General features: G+C 56.6%; 15 protein-coding genes. 6 read left to right on the forward strand and 9 right to left on the reverse strand.

Going from position 1 to position 26,246, the window contains the following annotated elements; genetic code table 11:
* Position 1: 1 nt before the first annotated feature.
* The 4 genes from ACWICV_RS09760 to ACWICV_RS09775 all read right to left on the reverse strand — a co-directional run bounded on the left by ACWICV_RS09760 (position 2) and on the right by ACWICV_RS09775 (position 7,343).
* Entirely contained in the window at positions 2-808 is an 807-nt protein-coding gene (locus tag ACWICV_RS09760; RefSeq protein WP_454090317.1) for an ECF transporter S component, read from the reverse strand.
* Between the two features lie 117 nt (positions 809-925).
* Entirely contained in the window at positions 926-2,023 is a 1,098-nt protein-coding gene (locus ACWICV_RS09765) for a nucleoside hydrolase (RefSeq protein ID WP_454090316.1), read from the reverse strand.
* 74 nt (positions 2,024-2,097) lie between these two features.
* On the reverse strand, positions 2,098-5,250 hold the full coding sequence (locus ACWICV_RS09770) for a DUF3427 domain-containing protein (protein WP_454090315.1): 3,153 nt from the start codon (positions 5,248-5,250) through the stop codon (positions 2,098-2,100).
* A gap of 374 nt (positions 5,251-5,624) precedes the next feature.
* Positions 5,625-7,343: a GmrSD restriction endonuclease domain-containing protein gene (locus tag ACWICV_RS09775; protein ID WP_441688264.1), complete on the reverse strand. Its 1,719-nt coding sequence runs from the start codon at positions 7,341-7,343 to the stop codon at positions 5,625-5,627.
* 153 nt (positions 7,344-7,496) lie between these two features.
* Between ACWICV_RS09775 and ACWICV_RS09780 the strand changes: the two genes are divergently transcribed.
* The 3 genes from ACWICV_RS09780 (at position 7,497) to ACWICV_RS09790 (ending at position 12,056) form a co-directional block, all read left to right on the forward strand.
* A complete protein-coding gene (locus tag ACWICV_RS09780) occupies positions 7,497-8,480 on the forward strand; it encodes a hypothetical protein (protein WP_454090314.1) in 984 nt (327 codons plus the stop codon).
* A gap of 43 nt (positions 8,481-8,523) precedes the next feature.
* Positions 8,524-8,838 carry a hypothetical protein gene (locus tag ACWICV_RS09785; RefSeq protein ID WP_454090313.1) on the forward strand — a complete coding sequence of 105 codons (315 nt, stop codon included), beginning with the start codon at positions 8,524-8,526 and terminating at the stop codon, positions 8,836-8,838.
* A 305-nt stretch (positions 8,839-9,143) separates the two neighbouring features.
* Entirely contained in the window at positions 9,144-12,056 is a 2,913-nt protein-coding gene (locus ACWICV_RS09790) for an ATP-dependent helicase (protein ID WP_454090312.1), read from the forward strand.
* A 31-nt stretch (positions 12,057-12,087) separates the two neighbouring features.
* Here the strand turns inward: ACWICV_RS09790 and ACWICV_RS09795 are convergent, their stop codons facing one another.
* Genes ACWICV_RS09795 through ACWICV_RS09810 form a run of 4 tightly spaced genes read right to left on the reverse strand, consistent with a single transcriptional unit; the run spans position 12,088 to position 21,046 of the window.
* Positions 12,088-14,685, reverse strand: coding sequence for a DEAD/DEAH box helicase (locus ACWICV_RS09795; protein WP_454090311.1), 2,598 nt, complete (start codon positions 14,683-14,685; stop codon positions 12,088-12,090).
* Positions 14,682-16,835, reverse strand: coding sequence for a site-specific DNA-methyltransferase (locus tag ACWICV_RS09800; RefSeq protein WP_454090310.1), 2,154 nt, complete (start codon positions 16,833-16,835; stop codon positions 14,682-14,684). Before ACWICV_RS09800 ends, ACWICV_RS09795 begins: the two co-directional genes overlap by 4 nt.
* Before the next feature lie 54 nt (positions 16,836-16,889).
* Positions 16,890-18,410, reverse strand: coding sequence for an AAA family ATPase (locus ACWICV_RS09805; protein ID WP_454090309.1), 1,521 nt, complete (start codon positions 18,408-18,410; stop codon positions 16,890-16,892).
* Positions 18,411-18,412: 2 nt separating this feature from the next.
* Entirely contained in the window at positions 18,413-21,046 is a 2,634-nt protein-coding gene (locus tag ACWICV_RS09810; RefSeq protein WP_454090308.1) for a hypothetical protein, read from the reverse strand.
* 667 nt (positions 21,047-21,713) lie between these two features.
* On the opposite strand from ACWICV_RS09810, the gene ACWICV_RS09815 reads away from it, so the two are divergent.
* Positions 21,714-22,682 (forward strand): phospholipase D family protein, encoded by a 969-nt coding sequence (locus tag ACWICV_RS09815; RefSeq protein WP_454090307.1) that lies wholly within the window; start codon positions 21,714-21,716, stop codon positions 22,680-22,682.
* A gap of 60 nt (positions 22,683-22,742) precedes the next feature.
* Here the strand turns inward: ACWICV_RS09815 and ACWICV_RS09820 are convergent, their stop codons facing one another.
* Positions 22,743-22,967, reverse strand: coding sequence for a restriction endonuclease (locus ACWICV_RS09820; protein WP_454152486.1), 225 nt, complete (start codon positions 22,965-22,967; stop codon positions 22,743-22,745).
* A gap of 215 nt (positions 22,968-23,182) precedes the next feature.
* Between ACWICV_RS09820 and ACWICV_RS09825 the strand changes: the two genes are divergently transcribed.
* Positions 23,183-23,995 (forward strand): DUF4352 domain-containing protein, encoded by an 813-nt coding sequence (locus ACWICV_RS09825; protein ID WP_454090305.1) that lies wholly within the window; start codon positions 23,183-23,185, stop codon positions 23,993-23,995.
* A 1,008-nt stretch (positions 23,996-25,003) separates the two neighbouring features.
* Positions 25,004-26,230 carry a toxic anion resistance protein gene (locus tag ACWICV_RS09830; RefSeq protein ID WP_454090304.1) on the forward strand — a complete coding sequence of 409 codons (1,227 nt, stop codon included), beginning with the start codon at positions 25,004-25,006 and terminating at the stop codon, positions 26,228-26,230.
* The last annotated feature ends 16 nt before the right edge of the window (positions 26,231-26,246 follow it).

The raw sequence follows: 26,246 nt of genomic DNA on the forward strand, positions 1-26,246 counted from the left end.
CCTACTTGATCCCGCTCTTGCCCAGCACCTTGTAGCGGCGGATGAATTCAAAAGAACCGCTCAAGCGCTTCGGCAAGGCGAAGACCAGCAACGCCGCGATGAGGAAGACAATTGCTTTGTCTCCCGGGTCGGAGATCAGGGCCTGCTTGGTGACCGCGGAGAGCAGCGAATCCCCCATGGAGCGGAAGGCCGCAACTACTGCGCCGGTGCCGACACCCGAGGTGCCGCCATAGACGAAGGCAGCCACCGGGGATGAGACTACGCCAACCAGTACACCGGAAACCAGACCCGCGAGTGGGGCAAGGTATGGCCGGCGCAGGGCGCCGTAGCGAGCGGCGGTTCCCGCAAGGAAACCAACCAGCGCGGCTCCTGCAGCGAACGGCAAGACGGTGGGGGCAAACAGCGACCAGATCAGCGTGCTGAGCACACCGGTGGCGGCACCAGCACGGCGGCCGGCCAGGAAGCCCACGAGAACAGTACCGATGGAATCCAGGTAGAGCGGGACCATGACGGACCCGACGAATTGGCCCAGGATGATGTTCAGTGCCAGTGCGACTGGGATCAGGGTCAGGGCGGAGACCGGCAGATCGGGCAGCACAGCGAGCAGCAGCAGAACGGCAGCGATCAGGTAGGCAGCGAATGTTGCCAAGGCAACTCCCTGGCCCAGGCCCTCGACGATTCCCGCGGGTTGGGTGATGACCAGGAACAGGTAGGTTCCAACGAGCAGCAGGGTTCCAGCCGCTCCGAGCACCCTGCGGCGCAGGAGCTGGGTCGCTGATGCTTCGGGCAAAAGAAGGTTCGGTGACATGATGAGGCAATCCTGGGGATACGAGTTTGGCTGCGCGCAGGATTGCTCCCGCAACGCGCGAATGGCGGGTCTATGTCACCTCGACCCGGTAGACGATTCTAGCCCACCAGCCCGCGCTCAGGAATTCTCGTTGAGTTTCCTTGCCAGCGCACCGAGGCGCTGGACTAGCTCGGCAAACCCTGCTTCGGGGTCATTTGCCACGACCACGTGGGCATTCACCGGCTTCCCCCACAGCCCGCGGAAATCGGCCACGGTGGTACCAAAGAGCAAAGGTGAATCTGTCTCTACGTCCACCGTTGCGGGGCGGGTTCGGTACTCAAGCGTCCCCGCGGCGACACCAGCGGCAAAGTAGTCGTGCACGTGGGCGATGTACCCCTGGTCGTACTGCCGATGGAATTCGAAGTAGAACCGTAGGGCATCGGCGAGATAACGCACCAGCGGATTCGACGACTTGCTCAACCTCCCTTCCGGGTCGCTAGCCTGGACTATTTCTGATTCAGCGCATCCAGCTTCAATGGAGAGCCTTGTAAGAAAGTCCGGTTGCATTTCGAAGCGTTCCGTGGTGTCCAGAGAGCAGACAATCGGCAGCTTCGAGGAATCCAATCCTTGTTCCGCGGCAGCAGTGTAGGCAGTGAAGACTTCCTTTGCGGCGTGCGGGTCCACGTGAGTGTTCCATTCTGCCGTCGGCGTTGTGTTGCCTTGGTAGTAAAAGGCGCCGCCCATGATCACTACCTTGCGCAGCAACCAGGGAAGACGTGGTTCGCGGCGAAGCGCCAGAGCGAAGTTTGTCAGCGGTGCGCTTAGGAGAACGGTTAATTCGCCAGGGTTCGCGCGGGCTGCTTCGATCCAATAATCGATGGCATCGAGATCCATCGACACTGGGGACATTGGCTCTGGAAGAGCCGCGTAGCCCACGCCTCGCGGACCATGAGTTTCCGGTGTGGTGACTAGAGGAATCTGCAAGGGCTCCCTTACACCGATGAGTACCGGAACTTCGGGGCATCCGCAGAGCGCCAGCAGAGCACGATTATTCGCAGCGACTTGTTCTACGTCGACATTTCCAGGCGTGCTGGTGAGGGCCTCGATCTTCACATGATCGCAGGCGCAGAGGTACGCGAGCGCCAAGGCATCGTCGATTCCGGTGTCGTTGTCGATCAGAAGACGGATCGGCGACCGTTGTTCGGCTCCGTCTGCGGCTACAAGCTTTTCCGGCATGCCTTTCCCCATCTTCCTAATTGCGCAGAACTTCTCAGGTAGTTCTCACTGTCATCAAAATAACCGCCAGATTTTCAACGAGCCACTGCATTCGCTGATGTGAATACGTTGACCGGCATCTCTCGATGCAACTTCCACGTGATGGCGATGGGTTTGGAACCTTCGTGTTTCACATAATCGACTGTGCCCAAGCATGTGAAAGGCAATACCAGCCCGTCAATGTCCCTCGCGGCGTCTCTGGTAAAAAGCAAGATATGCGAGGCATGCTCTTTTCGGTTCAAGTAGCGTTCACCGGTAGGGCTGGTTGGACTTGTCGCGTTCTGTGATTCCCAGTGAAATAGCTGCGGGCTGATCGCATAGTCCTTGTAGAGAGTATTTGGATTGTGAACGGATTCATCCTTGTCCAGAGTCACGAAGAGCGCGTCCGTACTCGACTGAGGACACCATGCAACCCCTTCACGATGGTTGACTCCCTTGCCAAGTTCCAAAGATCCGTATTCAAGTGCAGCAAGGACCTCAGAGCGCCAGTATGTGGAATGCGAATACAGCGGAATCTGCTGCAGTCCTAGAGGAAGTCTCCTAGGTGCGTGAGCTCCGCGGTCCACACCTCGTGCAAACGCAGCTCGCAGCTCTTCAACCAAGTATCCGTTGGCACGAATGTAATCCAGTCCCTGGTCATAGGTAACAAACCCACCGCCGTTGTCCCAAAAAGTATAGAACAGCATGCGAGCAAATATTTGGACTCGCGGTTCCAACTCTGCATAGCGTGGGGCACTTGTTGAAAGCAACGCCGAGTACGCATCAGCGCGCTCCGCGTCGTCAACGTGAAGGAACCGAGTAACCCGCTTAAGAAGCTCACGTTCTTCATTTAATTGGTCATCGCCAATTCGCTTCAGCTCTTCTTCCCAAGGTGAACGCGATGAGATCAATCCTGCTCGACGAATCAATTCAGTCCACGAATCGCCCGTTTTGCGATAAACATCTTTAACGTCCCGGCCGGACTCGGCGAGGTAGTCATCCAAACCAATCAGCCCATGCGACTTAACTTCACTGACCAACGCCGGTTTATTGAGCTTTAGCTGGGAACGAATGTTTTCCAGCACAATGGTTCGTGTAACCCGATCGAGCATCAGCTGGCACCCCGAAGGGAGCCCTGGTGCACCTTCATCAATGATGCGTTCCAATTTCTTGCGCGGAACATCGAGCAAGGCACGATACTTCACGTCGAAGCGGAACTCCCGACGTTGCTGGCCGATGAAGTCCAAAACCGTAAGCACTGCCTTGTCATCTGCTCGCCGAAGTCCGCGGCCGAGTTGTTGGAGGAAGATCGTCGAGCTCTGTGTAGGACGCAGCAGGAGGATGGTGTCTATCTCCGGAACGTCTAGTCCTTCGTTGAAGAGATCGACGGCAAAGATGCAGTTCAGTTCGCGGGCACGCAGTTTGGCCAGCGCTCCCTCTCGTTCCTCTGTGCTTGAATTTCCCGACACCGCGACCGAAGGGATTCCTGCCTCGTTGAAGACCTTGGCCATGTAGTGCGCGTGCTGGACCGAGACGCAGAAGCCCAGTGCACGCATCAAAGACGTGCTGAGCACCTTGTCGCGCAGTTCGTTGATGACCTTCAGTGCACGCATGTCATTGCCCGTGTACACATTGCTCAGCTGCTCCAGGTCGTAGGAGCCACGCTTCCATTCGATGGCAGTGAGGTCTACGTCGTCTGCCACACCGAAATAGTGGAAAGGAACCAGGAGGTCTGCATCCAAGGCATCCCACAGGCGCAGTTCCGCTGCAATTCGACCGCCAAAGTAGGTGTCCGCCACATTGACGCCGTCGCCACGTTCGGGTGTTGCAGTGAGTCCCAGCAGTTCGATGGGCTTCAGGCGCTCAATGAGCTTGCGGTATGAAGATGCTTCGGCATGGTGGAATTCATCGATCACCACCACATCGAATGCCTGCGGGTCGATCCTGGAAAGTCCGAAAGCGGCTAAGGACTGAATACTGGCGAAGACGTGCTTCCAGGCCTCCGGTTTTTGTCCATCCACGAACATCTCGCCAACGGAGCCCTTCCCCAGTACCTTGCGATACGTTTTGAGCGATTGCTCTAGGATCTCCTTGCGGTGAGCCACGAACAAAAGGGTAAGGTCCCGGCCAGCAACTTCGCACAGTCGCTTGTAATCCAGCGCCGCGAGCACGGTCTTGCCGGTCCCCGTTGCAGCAACCACCAGGTTTCGGTGCTCGTTGCGGTTTGTGCGGGCGGCTTCGAGTTCTTCGAGCATTTCCTTTTGATGCAGCAGCGGGAGCACTTCCAGCCCGGTGGATCCGAGCATTCGTTCCGCCGTCGTTCCGCCCGCCCGTTTCAGTGCAGCGTCAAGTCGCTCTGCGTCAGTATCGGGATCGTATGGAACGAAGGCATCGTCCTCCCAATAGCTGTCGAAGGTCATCGAGAATTTTTGCAACAGACTTGGAGTTGCCACGCCAGAGAGTCGGACATTCCATTCAAGGCCGTCGAGCAGTGCCGGTCGGCTGAGGTTTGAGCTTCCAACGTATGCAGTGTCAAACCCTGAATTCCGGTGGAACATCCAGGCCTTGGCGTGAAGCCTGGTCGCATTGGTCTCGTAGTTAATGCGAACTTCGGCACCGAAACGGCGAACCAATTCGTCGATTGCGTGACGTTGGGTGGCACCCATATATGTTGTGGTGATGACCCGGATCGGAATGCCGTAATCCTTGAGTGTCTCCAGCGAATCGGAAAGCAACCGCAGACCTTCCCATTTGATGAAGGCACACAGCAGATCGACTCGATCGGCCGAAGATAACTCGGCCCTCAGCTCGGCGGCAAGTTGCGGATCTTCACGGCTGTTCGTGAGCAGGGCGGCAGAGCTTAGTGAGGTCTGAGGTCGTTTTAATGACCTAACCCTGATCTCATCATGGCGTTGCAATTTCATCAGCTTTTGGGGGCCGGGAAGGACGTCTTCGGCATGCCCGACAATTTCAAGAATTTGATTGGTCAGCCTGACCATTTGAACCGGTTCGAGCGATCCGAGACGAGCCTCAATTGCACGACCAAGAAAACGTGCGAGTTCACCAGGTGCGTCATCGGTCTCCACAGACTCCACCGACGGCGTGAAACCTTGCAATGATTCCAACCGCCCAGCCAAGTGATCGGTAATTAGACTCTCAAAGATACCTTCACCCAAGTCGAGCATGTTTTGTCCCTCACCCTTGTCCATGTTTTCAGGTTACTGGACGGCTCGGACGATTCGTGGCAGTCCGAAGATTCAGTTCATCTCGACTCAGTGACCTTCGACCATCGAAGGAGCGAATATAGCCTTGCAGCGCCGTTCCGGTACCGCTGCCTGCCCTCAGTTACAGCAAGATTTCTCCGTCGAGCCCGAAACTGACGTTCTTGCCCGCCCAATCCGGATCAACCCTCGGTGTCAACCCGAGCATCGATGGCTGAGTCATCTGTCGCAAACCCCATTTCGCACGCTCTGCGACTCGTCCAGAAACAGTATGGACTTGGCAGTCTTGCATAGTCCTCGACCGCTCCGGTCTCAACAGTGGACCTCGTGGCTAGATGCACTCCTTTTCACCGAGGCTGTCGTCACTGACCGTTACAAAGACTTAGTACTCTGGTCAGGACGAGCTTCGCTCGAGCACGAATGAATCGCTGGTAATCGTCCGTGAGTCTGACTTTGTCATCGTCTGTGTAGGGCCCAGCCGAGGCCAACTCCTCATACGGGATCAGGTGGGACGCCAATCGGTCCCGTATTGCACTCTCGCCTACATCAGATCGGTCGACGCGGTCACTCAGATATTGCAAGGGTGCCTTGTTGGAGATGTTTCTGTTAGTAGACCACGTTATGAGGGCGCAGTTCAGCGCGCGATATGAAGATTGCTGACCAACAGCCCCGATCTGGTTCAGCAGAGAATCCGGAAAAAGATGATGGTACTCACGATGCACAAGATTGTCGCTATTTACTGTTTGGTCATCAGCTATATCCCTTGCTCCCTCGCGCAAGGTAGCAGCAAGGATGCCCCTCGCAATAACGTCCCTATTGCGCGGCCATGAAGCAGACTCGAGATCCATAAACGTCGGCAACGGGTTCATATCTTCGTCAAATATCGGGACCGAAGCCCAATCGGTTTCTTCTCCCAGGAGTAGTTTCCGCAAGCCTCTGAAATCCTGTAGTGCACGGGACGAAGCTGATTGGTCATAACGACGTGTAATGAACGATCGCCAAAGGTAGGCCCGCAACAATCGTCTTGCATTGCCCGCTTCATCCAGTGAGACGGGTATGTACTCGGCGAGGGCAGCGACGACGGGAATCGGCGTCACAGACGGAAGGCGTTGCTTGTCGTAAACCCGTTCTGCCTCCAAAAATTCAACGACCCACTTGATACCGTTTACGACCTGTGGCCATTCAGCGGCAAGCGTTTCGTAATTGAGGAGGGAGTAACTTCGTTGTGTCGCGGGTCGATCGGAACGCAGAGCGGCAACATCCAGTACGAGTGATCCGGTTTCGAAGTACCTCGTCACCGCAGGAACCGCAGTTTCTAAATCTTGCACAAGATCATGCAGAGATTGCCCGGTTGCTTCTTCCAGCTGCGCCACTACGATGTCGTAGGCGCTCAGGCGAACTGACGACGTATTCATCTTGATAAACACGTCCAGGGCTACATCTTTGGGTGTTGTAACCGGAAGACTCAAATACGGGATGTTGTAGATCGCTACCTCGTGGGCCAGGTCGTTGATCTGAGAATTCAGTTTCCAGGCCCTTGCATGGTCGTCGTTCATGGCCGCAAGCACCCATTCATCGCGTCCGGATGTCGTCATCGGGTTGAGGAGTCGAAGAGGCACGTACCCTCGGTCCAAAACTTCGGTGGGGTTGTTGCACCAGAGTGGATACCGTGAACCATTTCTATTCCAGCGGTACTGTGACAGTACACGCGGACCATCAAGTACACCGTCCGCGTCCGCGTCTTCCTCCAGCTTGATGAAATATGTACGTGATTCATAATTGTCATGCAATGCTCGCCAAAGGGCGGTGAGTCGCTGTTGTCCGTCCAAGAGGTGTTCCGTGACGCGAGTTCCTGGACTACTTTTCGGTGCCGTTGTCAGCTCGCGACTCAGAAAGGGCTCGTCGTTATCTACGCTAAGCGTCAGTAGCGCTCCCGCCGGCAACTTTCGAAGGACTGTCTCAACAAGGCTAGATACCTCGTTATGGGACCAGGCTTCGAATCGTTGAAAACGTGGCAATCGCAGACGACCACCTTCAATCGCTTGAAACCAATTCTTAAGATCCCTGTTCAATGCCTCCACAATTTCCCCCAAATCTAAGTACCGGCCAAGGTTGTTGCAATCCGTGGCGTTGAATCTTCACATTAGCGCTATTACGGCCAGTTGAGATTGGTGCCACGACAATTGAGATTGAGATTCCGCAGGCCTGCTGGACTCTTCCGATAGATTGTCATCGTGCCATTATCAATTCGCGAGCTATTCGCCGCTGCAGATCTAAATCCAGCCGGCGTCGTCAAATGGGGCGACCTGACCATTCCGAACGTTCCGGGTGTTTACTGTGTCAGTTGGTCCGCCAATGCGGAGGCCACACACGTGAACAGAGATGTTTACATTCCTTCGGCATCGGCCTACACCGAACTATTGTCAATCTGTCCCCGGATATCTGTCGACGGCGCTCTCGCGACTCCGAGCAAATTGGCCGACCGGATTGGACGCTTCTGGATCCCTAACGAACCAGTCCTCTACATCGGCATGGCTGGCACTTCAATCCGCGCCCGAGTTGGGCAGTACTACTCGACCAAGTTGGGCGCTCGCACACCGCATGCTGGTGGTTGGTGGCTGAGAACTCTTGAAAGCCTTGATCAGTTGTACGTGCATTTCGCAGCGTGCGACGATGCCTCGACTCGTGAACAGTGTATGTTCGCAGCATTTGCTGCCAGCATTGATCCCGGACACCGCAGTCAGTTGTTTGACGCTGAAAGAGTGGCACCGTTTGCTAATGTCGATGTGGCAAAAGGGATCTATAAGCGCCACGGATTGTCGAACTACAAAGTCCCCGCGCAGGCAGTGGCAAGCGACTCTGCCGCAAGGTCTGTCGATCAAATTACCAGCATACTAAATACCACCGAGACCTCTGCAGACGAGCGGTGGGTCCAATCGCAACCGGTGACCGACAAAGATCTGACTCGAAGCTACCTTCGCATCCCGGCTGCTTCAAAGCATGCTTTTCCTGATTCGAACGCCGAGGTCAAGGTCTCCCTGGATGGCGCAGTGATCGATGCTCCCTGGCGACCCAATGGCACTCGTTCCGGAACGCTTGGCGTGGGCATTGATTACATGCGTGGATTGCAAGCGCGAAGCGAACGCCTTCTGATGAACCTCAGCAACGGGATCTACACCATCGTGCGCAAGCAATCTGACGGCGGGGTCCACCGGTAGAATATTGCCTTACGCCATATTCCCGATTCTAGGACTGATCACATTGCCGCACGATGGACTTTTCGATTTGCCAGCCGCCGCACCGGACACCGCATCGAGCCTGGACTCTCCGATTAATCCACGCCAAATCGAGCATCTTCGAGCCGCTTTTGAAGGCGTCGCGATTACATCAATGGATGAGCGGCAGAAAATCATTGCGGAGAGTACCGGGCGACAAGTCGAGAACATCCGTCAACTATTCTCTCGAGAAGTGATGGCTATTCTCAGCCACATCGACAGAAACGTGTGTCGGGTCGAGAAAACACAGCGCTCAGCCTGGGATGACCGAGAAGAAGACACCTGGATCGACAAGCTCTAAATCAACCGGATTATTCCTGGCCTTCGGGTACTGGAATGTGACCATTTCGGGGGTTCGTGCCGCCGTTTTGTGCTCGGCAGCTTGGGTAACATACCAAAGTATCCTTCTGGGTCGGTCAGCTCGAATTCATCCGACGCTTTTAGCTCCGACGAGTAAGTCAAGCGGAAAACGTCACAGGTTCTCATGCGTACATGACCTGGACCCGCAATGATGAAATGGTTCCGTCCCACCCTGATACATAAGTTTCTGGCATCATGAAGTTTGAGGGGTGCGTTCGCTGCCCCAGCCTAACGAGCGGGAGCACGATGAAATTCAAGTGGGTGTCGCCGGCAAAGACAACTGCTGCGCAAGTTCCGAAGCCATTCACCGCGACGCCAGCATTGCCAAAAATTGAACCAGACGTGGTTCTGCCGCCTGTTCAAGTGGTGTTTGGACCAGTAGTCGGCCCAGTCACGCGCGGACCAGCGGCAACCACAGCCAATATCCCACAGCTCGAGGGCGACGCAGCGAAGGCCGTCGCGCATCGTGGCAGCCACATCCAGATCATCGCCGCGGCCGGGTCAGGCAAGACCGAAGTTGTCTCACAGCGCGTGGCATCTTTGCTTGCCGATGGCGAAGCGCCCGAATCGATTGTGGCGTTCACCTTCACCGAGAAGGCAGCATCCGAGCTAAAGGAACGTATCCGCGAGCGCGTGACGGCACGTATGGGCTCCGCTGCGACAGATCAGCTCGGGAGACTGTTTGTCGGCACAATTCACGCGTACTGCTTCCGCATGTTGCAGACCCATGTGCCCAAGTACGAAACTTACACACCGCTCGATACAAACCAGCTGACGAACTTCGTCTACAAAGAAAGCCGGATCATCGGCATCACGGACCTGGCGCCGACCGACGGTACTTTCAAGGGCATCTCAGCATTTCAGCGTGGCATCGACGTGATCGAGAACGAGTTGATCAACATCGACACACTGCCAACTGGCAGTCTCAAGACGGCGGTCAAGGCGTACTACGAAACGTTGGACCACCATCAGTTCATGTCGTTTGGCACGCAGATTGTGCGCGCGGTCGAAGCGCTGGATGACCCTTCAGTACTTGAAGCAGTTACAACTCCTCTGCGTCACCTCATCGTCGACGAGTACCAGGATGTTAACCCTGCGCAGGAGCGGCTCGTCGAACTACTCGCGAAGCCGCACGGCACGGCCGACCTCGTGGTCGTGGGCGACGACGACCAAGCTATCTATCAATGGCGCGGTTCGTCAGTTAATAACATCGTCACTTTCGCTGACCGATACCGCGGGGTCTCACAGTTCAGACTTCTCACGAACAGACGTTCGCGACCCGGCATCGTCGAAGTCGCAAATCTGTTTGCGCAATCGATCCCCGGCCGCATCGACAAGCAAATGCTGCCGTTCCGCGCCGGCGACGGACCTAGTGTTGCGTTCTCCCGCGACCCGGGCAACGAACACGACTCGGCCGACGATATCGCACGCCAGATTCTCGATCTCCATGCAAAGGGACTGCCATACCGCGACATCGCCATCCTCGTGCGTGGTCGCTCTGCATACCCCTCGCTTATGCAAGCGCTTGAAAAAGCCAAGATCCCCGTGCAGGCAGGCGGACGGTCTGGTCTGTTCACACAGGTTGAACCGCTGGTATTTGGAGCGACATACGCATGGATCGGTGACATCGCTTGGAAAGAGGCACAGTACGCTCCAAGACAGCAGGTCACACTCGAGCAGCTCCTCGACAATTACACCGCTGCTTTCAATCTCCCCCATGCGATGCGGCAGAAGTTGTCGGCACACCTCGAGTCATGGAAGGACAAGGCTCTCGATAGCAAATTCAATGAGAGCCTCGTGCGCGACTTTTATCAACTCAACGAGTTGCTCGGAGTACAACACTGGGACGTTTCAGATGACCTGGTTCGCAACCGTCTGGGAACAATCGCGCGGTTTACGAAGGTGCTCGCCGACTATGAGGGTGTCAGTTGGAGATCGCGCAAGGACCGAGATGCACCGGGTGAGCAAGTTGGTGGCCGCAGCGGAGGCGAGTGGTTCTACAAGAACCTCGCGATTCTCCTGTCGAATTACGCCGTTAGCAACTACGACGACTTCTCTGGCGAAGAGGGCCACTTGGACGAAGGCGTCGCGCTCGGCACCGTTCACGGTGCCAAGGGCCTCGAATGGCCAGTAGTATTTTTGCCGTCGCTCGTCAAGACACGTTTCCCCTCAATAATGAGTGGACGAGCCCAGGAGTGGCCCGAAGACCTGCTTGACCGCTTCGATAGGCATCGTTATGAGGGCACCGATGCTGATGAGCGGCGTCTGTTCTACGTCGCGATCACGCGCGCGCGAGACGCCGTGTTGCTATCAAGCTACTCCCAACTGAACGGCGGAAAGAACCGTGCCGCGTCACCCTACTACGACGAGGTCGTGAAGTACTATACGAAAGCGGGAAGCCCTACCTCGGCTACGAGCAAGGCATCCTCCGCCAACGCAGATTTGGCGATAACGTACAGCGAACTTGCGGCGTTCGAGACTTGCCCACGCAGTTACCTTTTGAAAAACGAGCTCGGTTTCATGCCAGCGATCCAGCAAGAGCTCGGTTACGGTAACGCCGTGCACCATACGATGCGTGTGCTCGCCGAACGTACACAAGCGACGGGATCCGTTCCAACGGCTAAGCAAATTAACCAGCTGCTCGAATCCGAGTTCTTCCTTCCTTATGCCAACAAGGCCGGCCACAAGGAGATGCGTGAGAAGGCCCGCAAGCTCGTGCATCGATATGTGAACGAGAATTCGACAGATCTGTTGAATACCTGGGCGACCGAGCGACCATTCGAACTGCATCTCGACGGCGCAGTAATCGCCGGCCGCGCCGACGTCATCTACGACTACCAAGATGGCCAAGTTGGCCGCCTCGCAATCGTGGACTACAAAACATCGACGGGCGGCCAAATTGACCCACTCCAACTACAGATCTACACCGAAGCCGGGCGCCGTGAAGGTCTAGAGGTCGGAGCCGCGTTCATCCATGATCTCGGTGCGGAGCAGCGCTATGACGTGGCGATCGACAAGAATGCGATCGGCAAGGCTGAGACACAGATTATCGCGACGATAGACAGCCTTCGCCGCAGGGAGTTCGAGCCGAAGCCCGATCGCAGCAAGTGCCGGGCGTGCGACGTGCGACGTATCTGCTCCGCTGTCCCAAAGTCATGACGGGGCGGCGCAGCCGCCGCCTCGTCATGACTCAAATGAAGTCCGCGAATTCGACCGCAAAGTCGGATCTGTAGAATTCAACAGCTGGCTTGTCCTCATAGAGTACGCCGTCTCTCACGGCAGGAATCGTCATGTCGAGCACCTTCATCGAGCTCCCGGCCATGGCGACAGCCTCAATCCGGTGGAAAGCGGCACCGAACTCTTTCGCGAACTCCGCGAGGGCCTTCAGCTTAATTACAGCGTCGTCGAGATGTGTGCCATGCGGGTCGACTATCGAGGCCTTCACCTCGCCGCGGACCTCGTGGAAGAACACAAAGTCGGGGTGCATGCTGCGCCAGTTACCCCGCGGATCACGGTAGGCGATGCCGAGAGAATCCACGGCCGAACGTGGAGGGTTTCGGTACCATCCGAGTGCCCCCGGTCGCTTGAGCTCGACGTCCACGACCTTTCGCTCCCATGCGTTGAGGGATGACAGCGGGAACAACCCGGCTTCATCCGACATGAGGTGGAGGTTCGCAAGCGGCGCAAGCGCGATTTGGTCGTCTGCTTCGAGAATCTTGTAGTCTTCCATCCTCGAACGCGGTCGTCCCAGTTCGCCCTTCTGCGGCTCGATTGTCATAGCCCGAATCTCTTCGTAGTCCTGCTGACGTACGTCGGGCAGGGACTTTATCGAGACGCGGTGCTGTGCAAACCATCGGTCGACCAGTTCACTTGCCTCGTTATCGACCTTCTCGCGAATTTCCTTGATCATGCTGAGAGCTGCAGTCTTAACGTAGGCGTCCCGTAATCCGTCGTCTTCTTCCTCATCTGCACCCGCGAGGTGATTTACATATGACTGGGCGATATCCGCGCCGAACGCCTTTTTCGCCTCCTCAAATGCCGAACGGATCGCCCGATCGTCAGCGCGCATCGAGAAATCACGGTAGGTGAGCTTGCTAGTCCCCGAATTTCCCATGATCTGCTGCACGTTGACGCGCCAAACGTCGTCGATCTGTTGGTCGAGCAGTTGTTGGTAGCGGGCCGAATAACCGTCAAGCACCGCATGCATCTCCCTCTCTGCGTCGGCCAAGGCGCGGTGTTGGACACCATCCATCGCAAGGGCCTGCGCGAGAGCAACCATTCGCTTTACTGGGCGTGCACCGCGCTTCGGAAGGGTTTGTGTTGGGAGTGTGTCCCAAACCACCCAAACAGCCTCGGGGATGGCCGGATTTGGCCGCAGCTCCCGTCCGTCAAGTAGGATCTTCTTACCCCCATCGCCTCCGGGCATCTCCTCGAGTTGCCCAGTCAGGTACCGTACGACCTTGCCCGCGGTGGTGCGGTCGAAGAACGGCAGAATGCACTCCACCGAGTTGAGCACTTCGTCTCCAGGAACACGGCGGGCCAGTGGGCTGCGAACCATGCGGCCCAGAAGTTGCGTGATGTGTGTACTGTCTTTCGCCGGACGGAACGAAACCATCACCTCGGCGCGGGGGCAGTCCCACCCGGTCGAAATTGCGTCCTTCGCGACGAGCACGCGGATGGAAGGAGTCTCTTGCACGCGCTGTGGCTCGATCCATTCAACGTCCCAGCGGCCGAAGTGTTGGCGTGTGTGCTCGCCAAATACGTGGCTCACGTTGCCACCGTACAGGTCTGGCATGACTTCAGCGATCGCATCGAGCGCACGACCGATCTGCTCATGGTCAGGCGTGTTCGGCGTTTGCAGGACTAGTAGCGGTACAACTCGCTCGGTAAGACCCTGGGTCTTCGCATACTCAGCCCAACGCTCGGATGAAGCAGCAAGTTTCTGGGCGGCAAGCTTTACGAGCGTCGTATCGAAATTACCTGCCTCGCTGGGAATGTCAAGGATGACAACATCCTTGACGAGTCCCGACTCCTGTACACGAGCGGGATCGACCATGACGGCGGGGAACGCGCGTCGGTCCTTCGAAGCGTCAGCTTCCTTCATCGCCGTGTTGAAACGCTCGATCGTAGCCGAGATGCCCCACACGATCGGGATTGCAGGGTAGCCAGCGTGACCCTGGACAAGACGACGCACGAGCGTCGTCTTGTCCCGACTGGTCGTGGCGTTGAAGCCGCGATGTGCTTCATCGAGCACGAGATAGAGCGTGAGGTCCTCGTCCTGGATCGTGTTGGCGATCGTCTCCCAGAGCGTATAACCCTGCAAGTCGGGGACCCCGACCGAAGAGATATCAGTCTGATTCTCATCGGCTACCACGTGACCACGCGTGAGTTTCGAGTTTTTCGACAGCTTCTGCGTATTGAGGAAATACACGCGCCCCGGGTCTAATTTCGGCTTCGAGAATGGCGGCTCGATGGTGACAAGGTCCGAAGACGTGAATTTCTCCGACGCGTCCATTAGGCGCATGCGCGTCTGGTCATTGAGGTTCGGGTCGTCCGAGAACCAAATCACCACGGCACCTTCGTCGGGCTCAATATTGAACTTCTCTGAGCCATAGAACAAAGCCTCGATCACGGCAGCAGCCATGACGGTTTTGCCTGCACCAGTCGGTGCAGTGAGTGCGAGGGAAGTTTCAGCCCCGTCACGCTGCCAGGAAGTACGTGCGCGTTCGAGCGTGCTCAAGAGGTCATCGACGGCGTCTTCCTGATAGTCCTTTAGGGTGAATTTCATAGCGTGCTCCGGCCGGTCTCGATCTCAAAGTTTTGCAGGTAAGCCTCATACATCCGCACAGGCTCGACTTGGTCGGGCAGTTCACGCACGACAGACTCAAACAGACGGTCTTCGTCGGTCACGATGTAAGCGATCCGGATACCATCCTGCAGTGCGATGGCATTGATGAAGGCCTCCGATTGGTTCAAATCGGCGAGGACGCCGTATGTATCGGCGACATCCCAACCCGACGAAATATCATCGATACGGCGGCCCTCGGATCCCGCCCGTAACCATAGGAGAGGTGCGATCTTCGCGAACTCACGATTCGACGAGACCCTCAATGGAGCTTCGTAGGTGAGGGTAAAGAATTCGACGTTCTCTTCGAATCCGTCAGCCATAGGGAATTCGTCGGTGAACTTGTAGTCACCTTTGATGGCATCGCCGTTCGGCGTCGATCCCAGGATCGCAGCCGCAACTCGCGGTTTCGTGATGTGATCGCAGATGCCCCACTGATCCCATTCGGGGTCGCCTGGACGGAGTCCCTTAGTCCGCAACTTCTTCTGTTCGTCGGCGCCGACCTCGTTGTTCGTGACACTGATCGAACGACGACGGCCGCCATCTTGCTTATTCAGACGCATTACGGCGTGCGCTGTCGTCCCGGAACCTGAGAAGAAGTCGAGAACGATGGCGTCAGGCTTACGGGCAATGAAGAAGCGAAGGGCATCTTCAACCGCATAAAGTGACTTCGGAAAAGGAAACTTCGCTGAATCGAGGAAGCGGCTCAGAAGTTGCGATCCATGATAAGTAGCATCGTGGCTCGCGATGTTCCATTGCGTACCAGGAATAAACGCCCGTTCATAGTCACTTGCATCAACGAGCACTTGACCTGTGGCAGGATTCCGACCTACGACTTCCACCTGACCCGTTTCAATCTTCTGGATGCTGCCACGTTTCAGGTAGCTGATCGGGTAGCCGTTCACATTCTTCTGGCCTACTCGAACGTAGCCTTTGCCGACGAGCCCCCTCAGTGCCTCGGGCGACACTTGCCAGTTCGCTTCTGTCCCATCGGGGCGGAGGGGCCAAACAACTTCAACGTCCTGCTCAACCAACAGAGCCGACTCCCGTTGCTCGTGCAACGGTGGCGGTGTGCCAACGCCAACGATTCGAGGCCCGGCAGGATCAATGAAAATCGGGTAAAAGAGTCCAGGTCTATCCACTCGCAGCGAGTTCGTTCCGGCTCGCCGCAGCTGCGACCACACAACTCCTTGTGCGGCTCCGGTTGTCCCCTTACCCTTACCCAATGCCCAATCAGCAGGCAATGCCAGGGGCATAACTTTCGAGTCACCCATTTGAACGAAGTAGATGTACTCGTCAGTACGGTAGAACTGAGTTCCTCGTGCAACGCCCTTCTGCGCGATAATACTCGACACCATCTGAATCCGCGCATCCGGGAAGATCTGCTCTAGCAACAATCCCAGTCGCAGGTATTCCTTCTCATCGATTGTCACGATCAGCACAGAACTTTCGGGCTTAAGCAGCTCTTTCGCGAGCGTAAGGCGCCGCTCCATGAACGCAAGCCATTTCGAATGACGGTATAAATCTTCACCCTCGACGTAGTCGTTATTGTACTTCCAGTCTTTCGCGCCGGAATTATAGGGCGGATCGATGTAGATCGCGTCGATTTTCGCGCGGTTTGTGAAGAGCAGCGTCTGGAGAGCGTGGTAGTTTTCGGCGTTGATGACCGTATGGAATGGTTTGTTGCCGCCTCTTTCCACCTTTCCAGTAGAGAAGAGGCCGGGATAAATCGGGTCACGGAATTCGGCAACCACGATGAGATCTTCAACCAAGGACTCGGCGGTCTCAGCGCCATTATCGATCAGCTCGAGAGATGCAGTGCGGAAACCTAAAGAGTCTTTCATAATCATGACGACACGCCACAGCCTATCGTCACTTGGGCTCGTCTTTGAGCCGCGCGGAGGGAGGATACGCACCTTATCTCCTCGGCGCACTGGACGGCCTGGAAGTTCGACAGCCTCCGGCGCGTGCCGCTCAAAGTTCAGACCAAATGCGCGTCGGTTGGAGAGGGCGTCAACCTCGCGCTTCAGGTCTTTCGCGAGCGCGGGATCGTTGTTCTCGAGCCGCCTCAGTAGGTCATTTAGCCGGGACACGGCACTCCTTCATCGGGAATGGTATTTGGATTAATTCTCCCAGCCGGGCGATGCTCACTCGTCGTCCGACACGTAGATTCTGCTGCGCGCAAATGTCGCGATGATACGCGCGTGCGTTTGCCTCGGCAGTTGCCTGGTGCCCGGCTCGCCGAAAGGTGTTCCCGGGCGCGCGGGCGCCGCGGCCAACAGCTCATCGAGCCCCGGTCGCGCCACCATCAATAGCCCGTGCGTCGCCCGTGTGCACGCCACCGCAAGACGCCCGAACGCCGAGTTGAAAGCATCGAGGTCGGTCGCACCGTTGAGCGGGTGGACTGCGATGGTGATGCCGTTCGTCTGGCCCTGCCACGAGTCGACCGTCGACGCGACAATGTCCCGGTCGGTCAGATCGTGCTTCTTTTGAAGACGCTCCACTGCCTCAATTGCATCGTCGACCGATTGGTTCCGCGTCGCGAGGATCGTGACCATCGGGTCTACTTGATCCCCGCGAAGGCTCGTAGTTTCCCATAGTCCGGACTGTCGGCCCGGTACGTCATTGTCGTACACCGCTGAGACGAGCGACGCCTCCGACTCGAAGAATTCGTCTAGCAGGGACTCTACGAATTCCATCAAGGGCAGGTCAATGTCGGCGGCCTCTGGTTCTGGCAGCCCATCGACTTCGAGCAGAGTCGGCACACCTGTACCTACCTGCCGCCAGATCGCAGCGTCGTCTTGACCCATCGAGCCGAGGTCGATAGCGCGATCACCAGGCCCAGCGACGCAGTCGAGTGACGTCCACTCGGGGTAAAACGCCCGCCACAACGCGAGGTGCCCGGCAGCCGGGCGCCATACGGCAGGCAGTTCCCTTGACCAAGTACGGGCGTCTTGGTCGTAGTCGGTCGGCCATGCGCGGTATGGGTTGTAACCGGGATCGCCGCGCCACGGGTTGTCTCCGATTTCTAGTGGCGGGAGCTGCCCGACATCGCCCACGCCCACCCAGAGTGGTGCGAGCTTCGTAACCTTGTCGAAGAGATGGTGTGCGATCTGCCAGGCCTCGTCGACGAACAGCAGGCCAAAGGGAGTGGTTCCGTTCGCCGCCGCGCCGAGGTGGTCCCGCATTCGCTTAAGCTCGCCCATTGCTCCAAAGCGCGCAACGGTAGCGATCACAACCTTCACCGGGCCCGGAAGGTCCTTCGCGGAGGTCACTACAGTTGCGGCATCCAGCACCTCTGCCGGCATCTCCTCGTACGCAGCCTTGCTTGCCAGCAGGGCCACTGATTCCTTCCCCAGCGATTCCCCCAGTGAGACGGCCAGCGGTCGCACCTGCTTATTTGTGAACGCGGTGATCGCTACGCGCTCGCCCCGATGATGCTGCGCTGCCTCAACGACGAGGCGCTTCAACGCGTATGATTTTCCCGCCCCTGCCGCGGCCTTGAGCAACATGCGCTCCATGGGCGATGCACCTGACAACATGTCAGCCAACTCGGCACTGGCCTCATCGGTAACGCGGTCGTTGAGGACCGCTGCGTTCTCATGGTGCACGCCACTCGTCGCAACTACCAACGGGTCAGCAAAGTAGTTCGTCTCGTTATGCTCCACGATCACTCCAGGTCATCCAGTGTCAGATCTTCTGGCACAGGGACTGGTGCCAGCTCGAAGGGGTTTCCTGCCGCGGCGCCGTCCGCCGAGACCTCGAACCCATCGCCGTCGCGCACCGGTGGCCACGTTTCGGGGTTCAGTTCGCCCCGCGCCCGTCGCTCGGCCAAAAGATCCGAGAACTCGGCCTCGCGATCCTCATGCGGACGGCAGCACCACAGGTGCAGCTGCGGATCGTCTCCGTAAGACTCAGGCAGGCAATCGTCCTTTGGCGCCGAGGTAGTGTCTTGCTGCGGTTTTTGCACGGAAAGTATCTTGTTGCCTTTGAGCGCGGAGAACCATGCAAAGTCGGCAATTACCAATTCATCGCCCGCTGCTAACTTAGGAACGACTTGGGGATTCCAGCGCAGTCGCTTCGGGAAGACCTCGTCGGTTGATTCGAGCGGACCGATGGCAAGACCGTTGATCTTGAACGTCCCGCGCCCACTCGAATCGACTGAAACGCCAGGCATTTCAGCGCAAGCCTCACCGTTATGCGTGAGGAGTACCACGCGTGACTCTGCTGTAATACGACGTGAATCGACGTCGATCACTAGTGGGTTGACTGACGTAACCTTAGCAAAGGAGACGAAGCGATTGCCCGCATCGGACGCGAGGTCGTGTGCCGCTTGTGGATTGGATAGCGCGAACAGCTGATCAGCGCAGTTTCCGTCGCTCTCAATCATCGGCACAAGCGAGTTGCGCCAGGGACGATAGGTACGACCGAAACGCACCAGGTCCGATGCGTGCAGCGTGAGGCGTCTCCGCCACACCACCTGTGCATCGGACTCAATCGCACGGTACACAGCGCGCAACGTGGACGGTTGAAAACCATCGAGAGAGTCCAGTGCTCGTTCGAGGATCCCTGCCTTGTACCCAAGCTCATTTGTTACAAGGTTCTTATACAGCACGGGATCAGCGACCGGCGCGTCGTTCGATTTCCCAGAACGGCCAACCAGCGCATTGTGGATCTCATCTGACGACGTGCTCGTCAATCTGGCTCCAGGCGTATGCGTTGACTCCTCGATCTGGTCAGCGAAGTTACGATGTTCGATCGGTGCCGCTTCGCGGGCCTCCGCCCACCCGACGAGATAGTCGAGACGACCTGAGTTAACGGCAGGTCCGCCAGCAACGATTCGTCGCGCGAGCACTTTACGCAGGTCAATGATGGGCGACCTTAGTTGGAAAGCCCGGCCACGATCGTCCTCAAGGAGTAACGCGATTGCTGTACGCTCCACTTCGGAAATCGCGCGCGGAACTGTCGCTGGCTCACCGTCATAAGTCAGCACCGGACGCCTCTGGTCCTTGTCTCGTTGCCAACGCAAGCGGCTCAGTTCGATGCCTGCCAGGTTGTCGGCAATAGTGACAAGTACGTCCGCCGTGTCACTGTCGGGGACGACGAGGTGAACTGAATCGGGTCTTCCGGCCCCTGCAGCCTTACGTTGATCACGCATGGCCTGGTTTAGCGCGTTGCCGATGCGCCTCACAATGAGCCGGCGAGTTTCAAGCGACTGCGGGTTGTCGAAGGTCGTGTATTCCCACTCACCCCGTCCGTCACCCGTGACGCGCTGCACCGCGATACCGTGAACATCGAGCGGTGCGGAATCCGACTTGGCGATCACAACGTTGATGGTCCCGGGCATACCTGCCTGGTCGACACGGCGTTGGCCCGTCAACTGCGCGACGCCCGTCAAGGTTGCAGCGATATTCGCAGCCGTGGATGCCGGTACATTACCAACCTCAGTTACACCGTCAACGAGACCTAGCGCATGGACGCGCACGTCACGGCTGATGCCAATCTCAATCAAGAGGTCAGAAGGGCTTTGCGAACGACGTAATTCGCTGCGGCAGTACGAGAATAGCGTGCAGCTTGCGCAGGCCGCAGGGTCGAACGTCGCTTCAAGATGCTGAACGAGCGAGCGTACTTCCTGGTCCGGCGTGTGGCCCGACTCTTCAGCCTCACGGCGGCGCTCCTCGATACGCAATTTTATTTCTTCTTGGTAGTCGTGCAGATTCTCCACTACAGGTTCAGGCTGGAAGAAGGCATTTCTGGGCACGGCAAGGACACCGAAGGTATGGACTCCCATGTCTTTAGGCAGGCGCGACCAGGTCCTCGCCGACTCGGCACCAACTGCGACCTGCAGGAATCCTTTGAGCATGCGCTCGTCATCAATGCGCGACCGTACGCGCTCGTAGTCTTTTGCGTCGCCCACTACGAGCCAGGATGATTTTTTGTCACCGAAAACCGGCGCCACGATAGCAAAATCGGGCAAAACGTCAGTTGCACGCGTCCCCTCGAATCCCACAAACGGCACCGCAAGTTGAAAAATGAGAGTGACTGCGCCCGTATTGATTGCACGATCGTGCGCCTCTTCAAGCACCTGCGCCGTCCGGCCAACATTCGACTGCGCGTCCACGGTGACGACTTCAGTCGGCCGAGCGAGTGACAGCGCACCAACAGTGCGCGTTGCAATCTGTCCCGCAAATTTTTCGTTGCGAACCATCCGCTCGAACGTCATCGCACGCATCCATCGCGCTTGCGGAATTGTTCCGATCGTTTCGGTGGCACCCACTGCCTTCGCAAGCTTTCGACGAGTCATCCCGGTAATTAGTGGATCAGTCCCCCGAAATCGCTCACATGCCCCATGAGCCGACGAAGCAACAGCGCTGGTGCCGCCTCCAACAACCTCGAGCGTCATCTTCGACCTTTCACTCGCACTTTCCATTGGCAACACAGCTATATGTTTTAAATTCTCCGAACACCGTACGAACTAATGATTTGATTATGTGTCCGCTGACCAAATAAGAAAAATCATGTCCTCAATTGTTTCGGCGACCTGATACTCCGCGGTTTTCAGTTGCGTCGTCGAGATGGAGGAAAATAAAGGTGTCCACGTTCTGCGTCTTCGCCATCTTACTCCGAACGACACGGGTGCTAGTCGGTATGAAGTATCAGTTCAAGGCAAGTCACCCTTGATTTAGAATTGCCACTCATGAAAACCCAGCTAGCCGATTCGCTCGTTCGTAACCCAGATCTGGCGTCGGCAGCGGGGAAGCAACCGAATCGCTTAGATTCGGGTCTTCCGGCAAGCCTTTCCCTTGTCTACCTGCTTCTACAGCGCCACCCGGTAGTTCAAGTCGAAGGTCGCATCCACACCAGCGTCGCGTGATTACTGCAACCCCGGTAATCAATACATTAAGAAAACTGTCCGTTCTCTTGGGCCGCCTTTGGTGCCCTTCCGCTTGACAGGTGATTGTATGGGAGGCATGACAACGATTTTTCACGCAGAGTACGTCTGGCCGGAAATTACAGCCCTAGTTTCGAGAGCCGGAAAAACGCACGCTGCGATTGCTTTCCTGGGTCAAGATGCCCCGCAGCTTCTTCCTCTGGGGAGCAAGGATGTTCTGGTGGTCAATGCGGGGGCGCGAAATATTGCTGCACACGCCACCAATCCCTATGCAATTGAAGAGTTCATACTGCGCGGCGTCGATGTATACAGCTCCGAACGTCTTCATGCCAAGGTTATCGCCACTGACTCCCACGCTATTGTCGGCTCAGCCAACGCCTCCACGACATCGGCAAAATCGTCCGAAGCCGTCGTGGTCTCGGATAATAAGGCGATACGCAAGCAAGTTCGCTCCTTCGTAGAACACGAAATACGGCAGATGGGAACCTTAATCACGCCAGAAAAGGTCGAGGACCTAAAGAAACTCTTCAACGACAGTAAGTCGGGACAGGAGATCACGGGAGTCACCAAGCCCGGTCAGGAACCGCATGACTTCCCGTGGCAGCTGGGGAGGGTCTATCTGGCGTTTCGAGTTGAGGCAGATCTGGTCGAAGAGGAGATCGCTGAAATAATGTCCGGTTCGGCTAGAGTGACCGGTTTCCGGACCGATGCCATTCAGCTAGATTCGTCCGAGGAAAAATACAAGCGCGGTGACATCGTTTTCTTCTGCGACGATGATTACTTCTACCCGCCTATCTTGGTCGACAGCGGCGTCATCAAGACAAAGACCGACAAGACGCGCATGGGTCAGATCACGCAACAAAGAACTGGAAAGGGTCGATTGCGGCCTTCGACGGTCGCCAAACGTTTGAAATCTGAGCAAATTTCATTCGAGGATTTGCTGCAGAGCCTCGATGACGCATCGGACCGGCTTTTGCTTAAGGGCGACAGAATCGAAGCCATGGTCAAGATCTGGTTTCCAGAGTATGTCGCAGCATCCCTCGACTAGCCACTGCTGGCCTACTCGAAGAAGTCCTCATCGATATCTACGACGTCGTTGCTTCTGTCATTATGGACTCCGAGCCGATACTTGATCATGAATGAGACAAGCCGCCTGCCGTCGACCAGAATCGTGCGAGTAGGGATACCTGATGCTTAGCCATGGCATTCCGGTGAAGACTCTGATCGCGATAGGCACGCCTTTGGTCGTCGACCCGCCATGCAGTGAGCCGACGAACGTCTGGATCGTTTCCCGGCCAATGTTGCTGCCTTTGGAATAACGCTTCACCTGCACCTAAATGCGGTCAAGTCCCAATAAGACAATCCAAAGTGCTTAGCCCGATATGAACTGCTCGACACCGTGCACTAATTTTCGAGTTTCTGGAGACCAACTTGTCGATGTCCGACAGTAGAATTGAATAAACTTTCGGGAGCAAATCAGTTTTTGCGTACCTACAGTTTAGTCTTGTCGAATCTGCACCGGAATCTCGCACATAACCAGGGGAATTTTTGAAAAACATCGTATTGGCAAGTACTGTTTTGAGTCTTACGGTACTTCTGGCACTGACCTCGTGTGCCTCCGGTGAGTCATCGGAGCCTGTCAAGGAGAAGACTCAGACATCCGCCGAAGCAGCACAAGCCCCCGAGAACGGAGTCGCCGCGGCGGCTTGCACTGCCTTGAGTATTACGACACTTTTTGAATTGACGTCATGCGAATCCGGTGGGTCATCGGAGTCTGCCACGGTTACGGCCACTGAGACCGTTTCTGAGGCGGCCGAAACTCCAGCAAACGAGTCGACTCAGGCCCCTTCCGAAGCAGCGCAAGTCACCGGGAACGTAGCCGACGCCGGGAGCAGCAGAGACGGAAAAGCCGGCCAAAAGCTCGTCAACGGTGGTATTACATTGACCGTAAACAAAGTGGAAATCGCCGAGACCATCCCGATGAACCGTTCGGGTTACGAAGCCGGTGACGTGTCAGCCAAGATTACCCATGAGAGGCCCGAAAAGGGCGGTAAGTTTTTGCGGATAGACACCTTGGTTGAGAACACCAGCAATGCCTCCAAGGATTTGACCTGTAATTGGATGATCGAGGCTAAGGCGATCGACTCCCAGAATCGCGAGTTTGATGAAATTGATGACCTTTCCGACTTGGAGAACAATCCCCAATGCGGCGACAGCCTGCAGCCTGGATTAAAAGCTGACATGAGCTATGTTTACTTGCTTCCAGAAGATGCCGAGGCCACTGGCTTCAAAATACGGGAATTAAACGACCAAATCGAAACTGAATACACCACAATCACTTTTGATAAGCCCGTAAAGTAGCTCACAACACAAGACCTGTCTTTCCGGTAGGAAGACGGGTCTTGTGTTCATTATTCAGGACTGTTTTGACCACCAGTCGATCCGAAAGTATTCCGGCCGTGCTACTGGACGGATGACCTTCGGCAACCATTTAAAGCCTGGCACGATATACGACGATCTTCCATTTTTCAGGTGCGCGATGGCCCGTTCACGGTAGAGCGGATCAGTCCGACCTGCTTGCTAGACGCCTTATCAAGGTCGATGAGTTTCCCGCCGCCTGCGGGCTTCTTCAATGGGGTGATTACGTTAGTCCGATGAAGCCGGGAACCACCAGCCATATGTCCTCCTTGGGGTTCTCTTCCCACCCGACGACTTCTCTGAGCGCCCAGCTACCGTGGCGGCGTTTCTTGCCTGAGCAGTTTTCCGTGATTCCCACCCTGAATTTTCATATTGGAATGTCGGCGTCGTCCACCAGCGCAGCGTGTTTTTAGCAAATAGGTCCGTTACGTGATGGCCTAGAACCGAGTGGATGATCGTTATTAACCTGCCGTAGACCCACGAGACGGGCGGCCGGCTGAGGTTAAAGAGGTACTCGGCCGCAGACTGCACCATATGCTATCGCAGCAGCGCCAAAACTTTCACCTCCAGCCGGCGCAGACCCACCGTAGACGGCCTTCCACTGGGCCTATTGAGCGGCTGGACACAGGAGGCAGGACCTGGGATATGCAAGCCACCAAGGGTTGATGATCTGACCGCATGGCGAGGGCTGCAGCAGAGTTGTAGCGCATCAGCTCTCTGGTCCGCTTAACGAAGGAGTGGCGAACTTCAACAATCCGGAGTTGAAGACCGATCCGCGATGGCCGGTATGCCGAAGCAAGTGAAGACATCAGGGTGTTGCAACAACCGTTAGAATTCAAGATGAGGTAATTTTGGATTCCATCGCAGCGGTGATTTCCGACAAATTACTGTTACCTACAAGTAAACCCTAGTTGACTGCAACTTGCCTCAGAATCCCCTAAGGAGCACATAGTGTTGAACCCGCTAGACCTCGGCTCGGCCTCGTCCCCGCAGGCAGGAAACCCACTGGAGTTGGACCCGCCGGAGCCGATCGTTGAGGTAGTGGTTCACGCTCCGGAGAAGGTCGGTGGCATGATTCTGGTGGATGCCGACGCACAGCAGAAGCACGCGGAGAACGCCAAAACTTTCCTCGATGACCTGTTGGCTACACCACTCCAAAGCCCTGAGTTTCAGACCAAGTTAGCTCAGTTGACCCGGTTAGGCGAGGGGACGATGCAACAGGCCAGTGGCGCATCCAACCGCATGTTGAAGCGGCCCGCGGCCGCCCTCGCGGCGACCGGCACGGACCCCGCGTCACGTACCGGCAACACCTTGGCGGAACTGCGACAAATCGTGACCGAGCTAGACCCCAAGCGACATGACTTGACTGGCGCACGGCGTATTCTTCGATTCTTGCCCGGTGGCAGCGCCATCCAGCGCTACTTCCAGAGGTACGAGTCAGCCCAAGAGCAGCTTGATGCGATCACCAAGGCACTTAAAGGTGGTCAGGACGATTTGAGGCAGGATAACGCCGCCATCCAGACCGAACGAGATGCTCTTTGGGCAGCGATGGGGCAACTGGCGAACTATGCCGTGCTCGCGAGTCATCTTGGAAACGGGCTGGAGCAGAAGATTGTCGAGTTACGCAATGTGGGCAAATCGGAGGACGCGACCACAATGGAAGCCGATGCCCTCTACTACGTCCGCCAACGTCACCAGGACCTCTTGACCCAGATGGCTGTATCCGTCCAAGGATATCTGGCTCTTGATGTGGTCAAGAAGAACAACTCTGAGTTGATCAAGGGCGTGGATCGGGCGTTGGACACCACTCTCGCGGCACTTCGAGTCGCGGTGATAGTCGCGCAGGCTTTGGCTCAGCAAAAGATTGTGCTGGCGCAAATTGATGCCCTCAATTCAACCACCTCGGACTTGATCGTCTCAACCTCAGAAGTCCTTCGATCCCAGGGCACGGCGATTCATAAGAATTCCGCCCAAACCACGATCGACTCCGCCAAATTGCAACAAGCATTCGACAATGTCTTCCAAGCCATGGACGAGATCGATAGGTTCAAGATCGAAGCAGCACAGTCGATGAAACAGACGGTGCAGGTTCTCGAAGGTCAGATAGGTCGAGCGCGACATCAGCTAGAGCGTAGTCATGCCTCAGACGTCGCCACTACGCACCCACGGAGGGCGTAGTGGTCTCGCGTCTCAC

The sequence above is a fragment of the Glutamicibacter sp. NPDC055354 genome, from assembly GCF_053644955.1.